Here is a 14,553-nt window from a genome sequence, read left to right as displayed (position 1 = left end):
CTGATATACACCGCATACACGATCGGGATGATGAACACGAACACGAACACCACCGCAAACGGACCCATGAACTTCCAACCACGCCAATCCGCCTTATGCCGGTTCACACGCGCCTGTTGCGTGTGACGAGCGGTCATGGCGACCGACGACTCCATCGTCTGCCCAGACATTTACTCACCTTGCGCTTTCCATAATGATCGAAATGATCGATCTACGACAATCAACAATCGACAATCGCCAAACCGACGATGCAACGATCCGCAGCGGCCTTCGGTCGCCGTCGGACATGGCGAGGGCGGGGATACCGGACGCATCCCCGCCCTCGGCATCATGCAAGTGGTATGCGGCGACCAGGGAAGGAGGACCGGGAGCGGAAGGAGGAGACGCCCCCGGACGCAGTCGCCACGGGCCGGACCGGCCCCATGCCACTTACTTGACGGTGACGGTATAGCCCTGCTGCTCGCCGTAGTCGGCCAGCGTCTTGGCGTACGCCTGCATGGCCGCCTTAAGGGTCTTCTTGCCCTGATAGGCCGGAGCGATGTCGTCACCGTACTTGGACTGCGCGTACGGGTTGTACGGCAGGTACTGGAACTTGCTCACCTTGCGCTTGGCAGCCTCGACAAGCACCCTGTTGACCTCCTGGCCGCCGAAGTACTCGTTCTTCTGGGACTGGAAGTCCTCGTCGTCGAGGATGGCCGTCTTCGCCGGGAAGGTGCCGTGGTCGGCCATCACCTGGGCGCCGTTGCCATGGGTGAGATATTCGATGAACTTGTAGGCGGCGGCCTTGTTCTTGGACTGCTCGGTGACGGCGAGCGCGGAACCGCCGTCCTCGGAGGACGCCTGGTCGCCATCCTGCCACTGCGGCAGCTGCGCGACGCGCCAGTTGCCCTTGCCTGCGGCGGCGCTGGACTCGAGGTTCGTCGGCATCCACGCGCCGATGGTCAGGGATGCGGTGGTGCCGTCGCCGAGCGAACGGTACCAGTCGTCGGACCAGTTGGAGATCTTGGTGTTGATCAGGCCCTCGTCGATGAGCTTCTGCTGGAACGCGACGTAGCGCTGCATGCCCTTGTCGTTCATATTGATGGTGATGTTCTCGCCGTCGACCTTCCACGGGTTGGAGCCCGCCTGCCACGCCTGCGCGGTGAACGGCTGGTAGCCGTTGGAATCGCCTGCGTTGTTGGCGATGTAGTAGTCGTCGCCGAGGGCGCGGATCTTCTTGGCGGCCTCGTAGTAGTCGTCCCAGGTCTTGATGGATTCGCCGTCGACGCCGGCCTTGTCGAACACGGCCTTGTTGTAGAAGAACACCTCGGGGCTGGAATCGATGGGCAGGGCGTACGGCTTGCCCTCGCCCTGCAGCATCTTGGCCCACGGGCCAGCGGCGAAATCGGATTCGAGTTTCTCGGCACCGAACGGGCTCAGGTCCACGATGCTGCCGTCCACGGCGAACTGGGAGATGGTGGCGTCCTCCATCATCACCACGTCCGGCGCACCCTTGCCGGCGGCCACGGCGTTCTGCAGGGCCGTGGCGGTGTCGGCCGCGGTGCCGGTGCTGGAATACTTGACCGTGATGCCGGGGTTCTCCTTCTCGAAGGCGGCGATGGTCTCCTTGATGCCGTTGCCCCAGCCCCAGAACACGACTTCGCCCTTGGCGTTCGCGGTATCGGTGTCGACGGACGCGGTATCGTCACCGCCGCCGCATGCGGCGAGGCCGACGAGCGTGGCCACGGCCGCGGCGGCCGCGATGACCTTCTTGACGTTACGCATATCATTCTCCTTGTTCCCGCCGCGAAGACCTTCCTCCACAGCGCTCCTCACGAGTGACTTCCAGCGGTACACCCGTGTACCAACAGTTCATATGATACACCCGTGTACCACACCACGCCGCCGGCGTGTCGCAGCCGACGCCACTCTCCACCCCACGGGCCGCATCTGAATTCGGCATCCGCTTGTGGAATACCCGGTGACGAAAACGGCCCCTCCGGATAGTATCGGTATGTAATCCCCCATCGATGCATTTGAGAGGAAGGCGCATGGCGGGTCTGTTTCATGCTGTCTCGAAACAGCGGAACCCCTTGGGAACGGCGGTACGATTGCACGGGTCGGGACGGTACACTTTCGGACTGGCGTTGAGCGCGGGCCTGGCCGGCCTGCTGTACGGATACGACACCGTGTCGATCTCCGGTGCCATCGAGTTCCTGCGCACCCGCTACCGGCTCGACACCGTGATGGAGGGCCTCGTCATCTCCTCGATCATGCTCGGCGCGATCGTCGGCGCCGCATGGGCGGGCTTCCTCTCCGACCGGTTCGGCCGCCGCCGCGTCCTCATCGCCGGCGGATGGTTCTTCTGCGTCTCCGCCGTATGGAGCGCGTTCACGTTCGGCCCCTATGACCTCATCGCCGCACGCATCGTCGGAGGATTCGGCATCGGCCTGACCGCCGCGCTGGCCGTCACGTACATCACCGAATCCGCGCCGACGAACATCCGCGGCACGCTCACGTTCTCCTATCAGATGCTCGCCGTGTGCGGCATCTTCCTGACGAACGTCATCAACTACATCATCGCCTCCTACGGCACGCCCGCATGGGACCTCGCAATCGGCTGGCGCTGGATGCTCGGTCTGGGCGCGATTCCGGCCCTCGCGTTCCTGATCGCCATGTGGCGGTCGCCGGAGAGCCCTCGGTTCCTCATCCAGAACGGGCGCCCCGAGGAGGGCTTCCACGTGCTCGAGCACATCCTCGGCACCGAGGACGCCCGCGTGCGCACCGACGACATCCAGGCGTCCATCCAATTGGAGCAGGAGATGTCGAACGAGTTCACCGACCTGTTCCGCCCGGGTCTCAAGAAGGCGTTGTTCATCGGCATCTTCCTCGCCGTGTTCAACCAGGCCGTCGGCATCAACGCGATCTCCTACTACGGCCCCGTCATGTTCTCGCGCCTCGGGTTCGGCGGCGACACCGAATTCATGACCGCCGCATGCGTGGGCGGCTGCGAGCTCGTGTGCACCGTGATCGGCATGTATCTGATCGACACGGTCGGCCGCAAGCGCCTCATGACCGTGGGCGCCGGTCTCATGGCCGTGTTCGCCCTGTGCATCGCCGGCTCCTACCTCGTCGGCATGCCGCTGCTCACGCTCGTGTTCATCATGCTGTTCGCCGCGTCGTTCGCCTTCTCGATGGGCCCGATCCCGTGGGTGGTCATCCCCGAGCTGTTCCCCACATTCCTGCGTGGCCGCGCGACCGGTCTGTGCGTCATGTGCCTGCTCACCGTGAACTGGGCAATCGCGCAGTTCACCCCGATGCTGGTGGACAGTCTCGGCGGCGGCATCACGTTCCTCATCTTCGGCCTGCTCGACATCGTCTGCGTGGCCGGCATCGTCGCGCTCGTCCCGGAGACGATGGGACGCACGCTCGAGGAGATCGAGCACCTGTGGCAGCCGAAGACGCCGCTCGCCGTCGCGAAGTACGCGCTCAGCTCGGCGGACGCGAACATCCGCCATGCCGAGGCGACGATCGTGGGCGCCGAGAACGAGCGTCTGCAGGCGATGGGCATCCTGGAGGCGGCGGAACGCGCACGCGTCGCCGCCCAGAAGCAGATCTTCGAGATCCAGGCGAAGGAGCGCGCGAAGGCGGAACGCCTGTCCGCCGAACGCGCCGTCGAGGAGGCACGCAAGGCCGCGCATACGCTCGTGTCCGTGCCGTCGCCGGCATCCGGTGCGGTTTCGGGGGCGACGGCGGCGCACCATCCCACGGCCGACGACCTCACCGCGCGCGTCACGCATGATTTCGACACGGCCGAGAACCGCGCCGACGGCACGCTGATGTCCACCACCGTGCCGCTGCCGTCGTCGGGCACGCATCACGATGCGGTCGCCGCGACGGCGCGCGCGCACCGCATCGCCGCCGACCTCATGGCCGGCACCGCCACGGCCACCGAAGTGGGCGACGGCGAAGTACGGCGCATCACCGTCGAATCGAATCCGATGAACGGCGCGGACATCGCCAAGGACATCACCGTCGACCTGCCGGAACGCCGGGCGGCCGGCTCCGATGCGGACGCGGCGAAGACCGCGGCCGCGATCGCGCCGGATAGTCCGGCGCGCGACCTCGACGCGGACGCGCAGGCCGCCGTGAACGCCATCGACATGCTCGGCTGCGAAGGCAGGGGACGGAACGCCGAGACGTCCGGGACGAGGCGCACCGACATCGATCTGGATTCCCTCCCCGGCTCCGACATGACGGACATGGACGCGACCCGGCATTTCGACCTTCAGCGGCTTCCCCCGGTCTCCGGCGCCCCCGATTCGCTGGCGACCGCGCATGAGCGTGCGGAGGCGATGGCCCGCCAGCGCGCCGAGGACGCGCGTGAGGCGAAGGCCATCGACGACGCCCTCGACACGTTGGATTCGTTCATCAAGGGATAATCCCCGATTCGGATATGCGAAAGCCCCCGTCGACGATTCGGCGGGGGCTTTCGCATGCCCGGAAACCGTGCGGACGGTACGGGCGATACGGTCAGAACGTCACGACGTGGTCGGCGATGCGCATCGCCGATTCGCGGTGCGAGACGAGCACGGCGGCCCGCCCCTCGGACGTGTCGCGGATGGACCGGAGGATGACCGCCTCGTTCAACGCGTCGAGACGGCTCGTCGGCTCGTCGTACAGCACGAGGTCGGCGTCGCGCAGGAACACGCGAGCCAATCCGATGCGCTGGCGTTCGCCCTCCGACAGCCGGTCGCCGAGCTCGCCCACCGGGGTGTCGATTCCCTTGGGCAGCGAGTCGACGAGCTCCAGCGCGGAGGCCTTGCGCAGGGCGTCGCGTAGACGGTCGTCCGCCACGGCGTCACCGGCATCGCCACCATCGTATTCCGGCAGGGCGAGCAGCAGGTTGTCGCGGATTGTGCCGTCGAACAGGTGCGTCTCCTGTCCCATGAGCGCCTGCACGCGGCGGCGGTGATGCGCGTCCACGTCGGGCAGCGGCGTGCCGGACAGGGTCACGCCGCCGGACTGCGGGTCCCAATAGCGCATGAGCAGTTTGATGGTCGTGGACTTGCCGCGGCCGGACGGGCCCTGCACGCCGAGGATGCCGGTGGCCGGCACGTCAAGGGAGAAGTCGTCGAGGACGGTGGCGGAAGCGGTGAGGGCGGCGGACACCCCCTCAGTCCGCGTTGCGGACAGCTCCCCCTCAAGGGGGCGCGAAGAAGGGGTGCCCTTCGGCTCAGGCAGGGGACGCGAAGAAGGGGTGCCCTTCGGCTCAGGCAGGGGACGCGAAGAAGGGGTGTTCGCAGGCTCGGGCAGGGGACACGAAGCGGAGGCGTGGTAGGCGAAGGTGACGTGGTCGAGGCGCATGCCCTTGTAGGCGGGGGTGGCGGTGCCGGTCTCCGCGACGGCTGGGGCCTCGTCCATCAGGGCGAACAGGCGGCGGGCGGAGGCGAACGTCTGCGTGAGGTTCGCGGGCAGGGCGCTCAACGCCATCGTCGGGCCGAACGAGCTGGCGATCAGCGTGAACGCGACGACCAATGCCGGACCGTGTGCGGGAGCCCCGGCGGCGAGCGCGATGGCGAGCGCCGCGGCGGCCGTGGTGAGCGCGAGCACGAGCACGCCCGCGATGCCGGCGAACCGGCCGTTGACGCGGCTCAATCGCACGTGCTCCGCCCATAGGCGTTTCGTGAGCCGCGTGATCACGGCGACGCGGTCCTCGCCGCGGCCGAAGCGGATGATCTCGCCCAGGCCGCGCATGTCGTCGAGCATGACGTCGTCGAGCGACGACGCCTGTTTGCGGATCGTGGGGCCGAGGTTCCTGACGCCGGTCGCGAAGAAGCGGGGCACGAGCACGCCGATGACGAGATGCGCGACGATGAGCGCGAGCGCCATCCACGGGTCGAGCGTGAGCAGCAGGATCGCGTAGACGACGGTCGTGGTCGCGGCGATGACGACGGGGCTGATGGTGTGCGCGAAGAAGATCTCCAGCAGTTCGACGTCGGTGGTGACGAGGGCGATGAGGCCGCCCTTGCCGTGGCCGGCGAGCTTGGCGGGCGCGAGACGGCGCAGCGCGGCGAACGCCTTGGAGCGGAACAGGGCGAGCAGGCGGAAGGCGACGTTGTGGTTGAGATACTGTTCGACGTAGCGCATGAGGCCGCGCAGCAGCGCGCACACGATCATCGCGGCGACGGCCGGCGCGACGCCCATCGACCATACGGGGTGGCCGGCGAGCGCGAACGCGCCGATCATCGCGAACACGGGCAGCATCGTGGCGGCGAGGTGGCCGACGGTGCCGGCGAGCGACGCGGCGGCCATGAGCCGTGCGAGCGGCCGCGCCTCCCCCAGCAGGCGGGTGATGGTCCGGAAGGTAGAAAGGGGTTGGTCCGGTGTGTCGGCAGGCTGGGCTGTGGCGGTTCTCTCCCCCAGTCCCGCGTTGCGGGACAGCCCCCTCGTCAAAGGGGGCCTGTTCTCCCCACTTGCCTCCCTCTGATGAGGGAGGTGCCGCGAAGCGGCGGAGGGAGAGACCGCCGAGTCACCGCCGAGGCGTTCGATGTCGGCCTGGGTGCGGAAGAGTTTCGCGTAGCGGCCGTCTTCGAGGGCCATGAGTTCGGCGTGCGTGCCGGTTTCGACGCTGTTGCCGTGGTCGAGGACGACGATGCGGTCCGCGTGTTCGGCGTTGGCCATGCGGTGCGTGATCATGATGACCGTCCTGCCGTCCTTGTGCGCGAGGTCACGGATCGCGTCGAGAATGAGCGTCTCGCTTTCCACGTCGACGCTGCTGGTCGCCTCGTCGAACACGTAGACCTGCGCGTCGTGCAGCAGGGCGCGCGCGATGGCGATGCGCTGGCGCTGCCCGCCGGACAGGTTGGCGGCGTCCTGTTCGATCGTCATGTCGAGTCCGTCGGCCTGTGCGCGCACGAAATCGTCGATGCGGGCGCGTCTCAGCGCGTCCCACATCATCATCGCGACGTCGGCGGCGTCATCATCGTCATATCGTTTCGGCAACGCCATCGCGAGGTTCTCGCGCAACGTGCCGGCGAACAGGTGGCTGCGCGCGCCGATCACCGTGACGGCGCGCGACAGCGCCTCACCGCCGAGCGTCGCGACCTCCACGCCGGCGAGACGCAGCGAGCCGGAGTATCCGGCGAGCGTGCCGGCGAGCAGCGAGGCCGCCGTCGACTTGCCGGAACCGGAGACGCCGACGATGGCGGTGAGCTCGCCGGGGCGCGCGTCGAAGGCGACGTCGGCGAGCGCCGGCGCGACGGGCGTGCCCGCGCCGGATGCTTCCGCCGCGTCGCCGGAACCGTCGCCGTACGTGTAGGCGACGTGGTCGAACGTGACGTCGAGGCCGGCGTCGTGCGTTTCGGGCAGATCGGCGTCGCCACGCGCGGGTTCGGGGGCGTCGAGGAGCGCGAAGATGCGTTTCGTGGAGGTCATGCCGTTCATCGCGACGTGGAAGAACGAACCGAGTTGGCGCAACGGGATGAAGAAGTCGGCGGACAGCAGGACGATGAGCAGCAGCGAGGCGAGCGTCATCGGCGCGCCGGTGGAGAAACGCCACAGGGCGACGCAGATGCCGGCCGCGGTGCCGCCGTAGGCGACCGCGTCCATCGCGGTGAGGGAACGCAGCTGAATCTGGAGGACGCGCATCGTCATCACGCGGAAGTTCTCGGCCTTCCCGTCGAGGTCGCGGGCGGCGCGCGCGTCGGCATCGAACGCCTTCAACGTCTCGAGGCCCTGCAGGTCGTCGAGGAACGCGGCGCCCATGTCCGTATAGCGGCCCCAGTATCTCTTGAACGTGCGGGCGGCGCTCATCGCGACCATGCCGACCACAACGATGATGAGCGGCGCGCACACGAGGAACGTGAGGGCGGCGGGCAGGTCCATCGGCGCGACCACGGCGAACAGGGTGAGCGGCGCGAGGACCGCGTAGAACAACTGCGGTAGGAACAGGTCGAAGAACGATTGGATCTGCTCGATGCCCTCGCCGGCGGACTGGACGACGTCGGCGGTCTTCACACGCTGCGCGTAGGAGGGGCCGAACGCGAGCATCTTGCGGTAGAGCTTGACGCGTAACGCGAGTTTGACGCGCTCGGAGGCCTCGGTGCCCAGACGCGCGGCGGCGGCGGTCGTCAGATAGCGCACGAGGTCGGCGGCGACGATGACGCCGGTGCAGAACACGATGTCGCCCGGCAGCGGCGTGACGGTGGCGCCGGAGATCGACAGCTCGTCCACGGGACAGGCGGTGCCGGAGGGCGTGGTGCTGCAGACGATCAGTCCCGGCGTGGCGGCATGGAGCAGGTGGGCGAACAGGCCGACGACGGCTGTCACGAACGCGATGTTGGCGAGCAGGCCCACCCACATGCAGGCGACCTTGCCGGCGACCAGACGGCCTACGCCGGGCGCCAGCCGGAACAATCGTTTGTCGAACATGAATCCCCTTTCGTGAATCTCAAGCCACCGTAACGGAAAACGAAGCAGAATGGAAGGGTTTGCGGCAATCCACAAAAGACGACGGCGCGGTTGTGGCATGGCGCACAACACGCACGAGGCTACGCACGCGTAACTTAGGCGATGATCGGCCGGAACCACGCCCGCGACACCGCGACATGCGGATCGCGGGAAGGGGCCCGGCCACGGAAGAACGCAAGGAACGGTAAGGAACGCGCACCATGCTTGACCACTACACCACCCCCGGATCGTCCGTCGAACTGCGCGACGACCAGACCATCTACTCGCTGCTCTCCGACCGTCTCGACCGCACCGGCGCGGACACGGTCATCGCCGAGAAAAAGCTCGGACCGGGCCGCTGGGCCAACGTGACCACCGGCGAATTCCACCGCATGGTCCTGTCCGCCGCGCGCGGCCTCATCGCGCTCGGCATCGGCAAAGGCGACGCGGTGACGATCTTCTCCTCCACGCGCCTCGAATGGGGCGTGCTCGACTTCGCGCTCGCCGCGATCGGCGCGGTCAGCGTGCCGATCTACGACACGGACTCCGCCTCGCAGGCCGAACGCATCATGAACGACGCGGACGTGAAGCTCGCCGTCGCCGACGACCGCACGCGCTTCGACCGTCTCGACTCAGTGAAGGACCACTGCCCGGCATTGAAGCAGATCCTCATGATCGAAGGCAACGCGCTGGGCGCATTGGAAGGCCTCGGCGTGACCGTGTCGGACGAGGAGCTGGACGAGCGCATCGCCTCCGTGCGCATCGACGACCTCGCGACCATCGTGTACACGTCCGGATCCACCGGCACGCCGAAGGGCGTGGAGCTCACGCACCGCAACTTCGTGTCCGTCACCATCGCCGCCTCGGAGGCGCTGCACGAGATGATCACCGACGACCATCCGCGCCTGCTGCTGTTCCTGCCGCTCGCCCACTGCTTCGCGCGCTTCATCCAGTACGCGTCGATCGCCTCCGACGACGGCGTGGTCGGCTACCTGCCGGACACGAAGTCCCTGCTGCCGGACCTGCGCTCGTTCGAACCCACGTACCTGCTGGGCGTGCCGCGCGTGTTCGAGAAGGTGTACAACGCGGCCTCGCACAAGGCGGGCGCCGGCTGGAAGGGACGCCTGTTCCTTCGCGCGGCCGAGGCGGCGCGCGTGTGGAGCCGTGAGGAGCAGGCCGGCGAGAAGCACACGCTGAAGGAGATCGCCGAGCATGCGAAGTACGAGACGCTCGTCTACCGCACCGTGCGCGGCGCCCTGGGGCCGAAGATCAAGTACGTGGCGTGCGGCGGCGCCCCCCTGTCGCTCGACCTGGCGCACTTCTACAACGGCATTGGCCTGCCGATGATCCAGGGCTACGGCATGACCGAGACGGCCGCCCCGTTCGCGGCGACGCGCGTGCACGACAACGTGATCGGCACGGTCGGCCAGCCCGCGCCCGGCTCCTCGGTGCGTATCGCCGAGGACGGGGAGCTGCAGGTGAAGGGCCCGAACGTGTTCCGCGGCTACCACAATCTGCCGGAGAAGACCGCCGAGGCGTTCACCGCGGACGGCTGGCTGCGCACCGGCGACCTCGCGACGATCGACGACGAGGGCCGCATCACGATCACCGGCCGCATCAAGGACATCATCATCACGGCCGGCGGCAAGAACGTCTCCCCCATCCCGCTGGAGGAGGAGATCGCCAAGTGCCCGATCGTCGAGCACGCGGTCGTGGTCGGCGACCAGCGGCCGTTCATCGGCGCGCTCGTCACGCTCGACCCGGAGGCGCTGGCCGTGTGGCTGCCCGCGCACGGGCTGTCGCTGGACACGCCGGTCGACCGCCTCGCCACGAACGCGGCGGTGCGCGACGAGATCCAGGAGTACGTGGACAAGGCGAACGCGACGGTCTCCCGAGCCGAATCGGTGCGCAAGTTCGTCGTGCTCGACGAGCGTCTCACGCAGGAGAACAAGTGCCTGACGCCGTCGCTCAAGGTCGTGCGCCCGGCCGTGAACCGCGTGTTCGCCGACGTGATCGACCACGAGATCTACAACGGCAAGCGCTGAGGCGGAGCCCGAGCATTCGTGTCGGTCGGTTCCGTGCCATACGCGTCGGTTCCCGCCAGTCCATGGCACGGAACCGACGCCGATGAAACGGGTCATCAACGGCGGATCATCGGAGACGATGCCATACTGGTGTCCATGAACAACGACGTGCACGCATCTTCCAATGCTCCGGCAGACATACTGAAATACTGGAGGGCCATCGAACTACTGACGCCTCAGAACTTCAAACTCCTGGAGAATTCTCGGCGCACCGCTCCCTACGTTATGTACGGTCCGATCCCGGAGCCGGGAAACGAGTACGGCGATCATGAGCCTTGGCAGCCATTCGAGGTCGAAGTGCATATCGTTGCGTTCGCGGACCAGAGCGAAGCCACAGTGCCGTGCAACGCCAAGGAACGCAAGAGCCGAGCGCGACACCTGTACGGCGAGAAGCCTCATCTCATCATGAAGGTCGACTCGCATGCCGTGCTGCGCAGCGCGCATCTCACCGATGAGCCGTCAAGCGAACGCCGTTACGCGGTAAGCCCATCGGCCCAACGACGGTTGCATCTGATGACGGATACGCTCACGGGACCTGGCTCCATCATCGATGACGGATATATGGACCGTATCCTCGATCATGGCGACGATCGCGGCCGGCAACACGCGATCGTCTATCGCGTGCATCGTCCCAGGCCTTCGTCGGGGGGTACGCCCCGCACATGTCATCACGGACTCCGGCGAATGCGACTATGTGCTGCACACCCGCGACGTGGCGGCACGCCGCAGACAGTACAGGGATCGATGGGAACTGCTCCGGAACAGGAACCCCATAACGTGGCTTCCCCACCACAGCTATCAGATCACCGTGGCCATCAACCAGCGGACCGCGTTCAGGACCCTTGTCCGCATACTCTCCACCGCAGCGGGGAATCCGCAGCGATGCGACGGTCATTCGCCGGAGGAAGTGGCGCTGCATGAGCAGACGCCGGACGGCCAGGCCGCATGTCTCACCGTCAGCGTCCGCGATGACGGGATGCTGCTCGATGACTCACTCCACCTGTCGCAATACGCCCGCGCATTAAGCGATCTCATCACCGCCGATTACCAAGGTATGCCGATTCCTCCTGAATCATGGCCCAGGGCAGGAAGTCCCGACCAAGCCGCCGCTCTTCTCTCCGAATGGGAAAAATCCGACGCGGGTGTCCGTTTCCATACCCCCAACGAGTTCATCACGTTCCGAGGCATCGCGAATCTCATAGGTTTTCTCCGAGCCCGACTGCGTTTCGACACCGGCAACGGCATCGATGCGAACGAGGACAGGCAGCCGGACTCTCCGCCGCTTATGGAGTGCCGGATCGTCAGCATCAATCTCAAGAACGGCATATCCCCCCTGTACACCGCGGCGGACTTCATGGACTCCTTCTATCTGCAGGATCTGAACCGGTTGGTCAGTGAGACGGAGAACAACCCGTGGTCGTCGTCACAGCCGCTCGCACGGTACCTGTCCGAGAACCATCCCGACCGCATGGATCTGAATCCGAAGTCGGAGAATGGGCGATCACGCAGCGACCAGGTCATTTTCGACCGTGTACAGCCACGTGATATTCCGCAGGCATGCTGGCCCGCCAATCCGAAGTACACGCTCTCGCTGCACCAGCAGCTTGCCGTGAACGAAATACTCAAGGCTTTTCTGGCGGGAAGCATCCAGCCGCTGCTGGGAGTAAACGGTCCTCCCGGAACCGGCAAGACGACATTGCTGCGCGACGTGATAGCAGCTGTCGTCACGGAACGCGCGAAGAAACTCGCGAAACTCGACAAGGCTGATGATCTGTTCGCCGGCATGGTGTCCGCCGATACAAAATCCAAGTATTGGAGACCGAACGAGGAAATCACTGGATTCGAAATCATCGTGGCTTCCGCCAACAACAAGGCAGTGGAAAACATCAGCCTCGAATTGCCTTCGGTGAAAGGAATCGATTCATACTGGCAGGATGAGATCAACAAGCATTTTGCATCACGCTTCTCCTCCTCGTATGGAGGATTCGCGTTCGGTAAGACCGCAACGGCGATGACGGCGAAGGACAACGATGACGAGACAAACGACTCCGCCGTCGAATCATGGGCGTTGTTCTGCGCGAAATTGGGCAACACCAAGAACATGAATCGCTTCTTCGACGGATTCGATAAGGAATTCGTCACGGGGAGATACATCCGGAACGAGCTGGTCGCCAAAAGCGTGCTCAATCAGGTCGATGACAACCGCATTGACTGGAACCGCGTCTGGTTCCAGGCCAAGCAGTCCTTCGACGACGCACTGAGACGCGAAGAGAACATACGCCACCAACGCCAGAAGGACTACGAGCGGTGGATCGCCGGAATACGCCAACATATAGGCATAGAGCGGGTGGACGCCGAAATCCAGTCGCTGCAGAAGTCGATTAGCGACCAAGAAGACCGGAAGTCTACCATCGAGCGACGGATGGACTCCATCAACGGGTTCATCCGCAATCAGGTACTCGCGGGAAACGAGCTTCTTGCGTCCAAACCATCCTGGCTTCTCGTGTGGAAACGTCTCGCGTGGGACAGAAAGCTACGAGACAACGCCCAGCATATCGACGAGGCAAGGCGCGAATGGGAGAGCTGGCAAAACGAGTGGCGCAACGTCACCCAGGGTATCGAGCGATTGAAGTTCAAGATGGACGAGTCAAAGAATCGGCGGCACGATTTGGAGAAGACGCTCGACGATGAGCTCGGGAATCATCTGGATCCCCTCAAGACCCCCTATCTTGACCGGGAGTGGAATGAGGCACGCACCCGGGTGTTCCTGGAGGCGTTGGCACTGCATCAGACGGCGATCCTCGCGAATCATTCGAGATTCTGGACGAACCTTCGCGGTCTCGAGTCCGGCATCTCATTGTCGGGCGAAAGCCTCCCCGCCGATATGTCCGCATCCCTTTGGCGGACGCTGTTCCTGGTGACTCCGGTCATCTCCACGACATTCGCATCAGTCTCGCGCATGTTCGGTCCGCTTGCCGGCGGCATAGGAGTCGCAGACCAGCAACGGCTGGGATTGGCTCTGATCGACGAAGCCGGTCAGGCACAGCCGCAGTATGCCGCCGGCCTGTTGCAACGCGTGCGTCACTGCGTGGCCGTCGGCGATCCGGTCCAGCTGGAACCGGTGGACACCGTACCGCCGCAAGTCAGACGATTGTTGGCCCGCACCTTCCATGTGACGATCGGCCCTGAATCCTCCAACGTGCAGGAGTGCGCCGACCGGCAGACCCCTTTGGGCCAGTACACGCGACTGGGAGACACCGACCAGTGGATCGGCATGCCGCTCATCGTCCACCGGAGGTGTCTTGATCCCATGTTCACCATCTGCAACGCCATGGCGTACGAAAACCGCATGGTCCAAGGCGCCTCCTCTTCCCGAAAGACACCAGGCACGGATGGACCGCAGCCGTCGGCTGATTCCCTCGAGGAATCCTGCTGGTACGACAGCGCCGCAGCGGCTTCTTCATCGGCCGTCCCCTCCAGACCGACCGACCAATGGCGACCCGACGAAGGCGAACGACTGCATAAACTGCTGCACAGGCTGTTCGTCCGCGGAATGATGCCGCAGGACATTCTGGTCATCTCCCCGTTCAAGGCGGTGGCCAGGAAGGTCAAGCCGATCTATGAGGAGGAAGTACGGCAATACTTCAACGGAGACGACGGACATCCGCATATCGACGATCAGACCGCCACGAATCTGGCGCAGAATCGTTCCGGAACCGTGCACATCAGTCAGGGGCGCGAGGCCGACGTCGTCATTCTCGTACTTGGCAGCCAAGCCGGGAACGCGGGATCGGGCTCACGCCGATGGGTCAACGGCAAACCGAACCTGCTGAACGTCGCCGTGTCCCGAGCGAAAACCCGCCTGTACGTCATAGGCGACCGTGACGACTGGTCCGAGGGAAGATACTCGCATCAGCTCGTCGATGGTTTGCCTCAAGGCACAGACTTGGGACAAGACAATTTGGGACAAGACAATCCGAAGGTCGATCCGGAGACCGGTGAAATCATCGACTAGACGATGGTGTGGGACGACCCTCGT

At 65.2% G+C, this 14,553-nt stretch carries 5 protein-coding genes and 1 pseudogene; 3 read left to right on the top strand and 3 right to left on the bottom strand.

What is annotated here, in order from left to right:
• Positions 1-155: pseudogene (locus tag AC1AYX_RS08525) on the bottom strand (carbohydrate ABC transporter permease); the annotation flags it as partial.
• A 274-nt stretch (positions 156-429) separates the two neighbouring features.
• The gene (locus tag AC1AYX_RS08520; RefSeq protein WP_476503072.1) at positions 430-1,764 is read right to left on the bottom strand and encodes an ABC transporter substrate-binding protein; all 1,335 of its coding nucleotides are present in this window, start codon (positions 1,762-1,764) and stop codon (positions 430-432) included.
• A gap of 362 nt (positions 1,765-2,126) precedes the next feature.
• Between AC1AYX_RS08520 and AC1AYX_RS08515 the strand changes: the two genes are divergently transcribed.
• Positions 2,127-4,421: a sugar porter family MFS transporter gene (locus AC1AYX_RS08515; RefSeq protein ID WP_476503071.1), complete on the top strand. Its 2,295-nt coding sequence runs from the start codon at positions 2,127-2,129 to the stop codon at positions 4,419-4,421.
• A gap of 91 nt (positions 4,422-4,512) precedes the next feature.
• Here AC1AYX_RS08515 and AC1AYX_RS08510 read toward each other — a convergent pair whose 3' ends face one another.
• Positions 4,513-8,412, bottom strand: coding sequence for an ATP-binding cassette domain-containing protein (locus AC1AYX_RS08510; RefSeq protein WP_476503070.1), 3,900 nt, complete (start codon positions 8,410-8,412; stop codon positions 4,513-4,515).
• A 239-nt stretch (positions 8,413-8,651) separates the two neighbouring features.
• On the opposite strand from AC1AYX_RS08510, the gene AC1AYX_RS08505 reads away from it, so the two are divergent.
• Complete coding sequence (locus AC1AYX_RS08505; RefSeq protein ID WP_476503069.1) at positions 8,652-10,475, top strand: AMP-dependent synthetase/ligase; 1,824 nt, start codon at positions 8,652-8,654, stop codon at positions 10,473-10,475.
• A 619-nt stretch (positions 10,476-11,094) separates the two neighbouring features.
• On the top strand, positions 11,095-14,529 hold the full coding sequence (locus tag AC1AYX_RS08500) for a DEAD/DEAH box helicase (protein ID WP_476503068.1): 3,435 nt from the start codon (positions 11,095-11,097) through the stop codon (positions 14,527-14,529).
• The last annotated feature ends 24 nt before the right edge of the window (positions 14,530-14,553 follow it).

The organism is Bifidobacterium sp. LH_419 (assembly GCF_056356955.1).
This window is presented reverse-complemented; position numbering and strand designations above follow the sequence as displayed.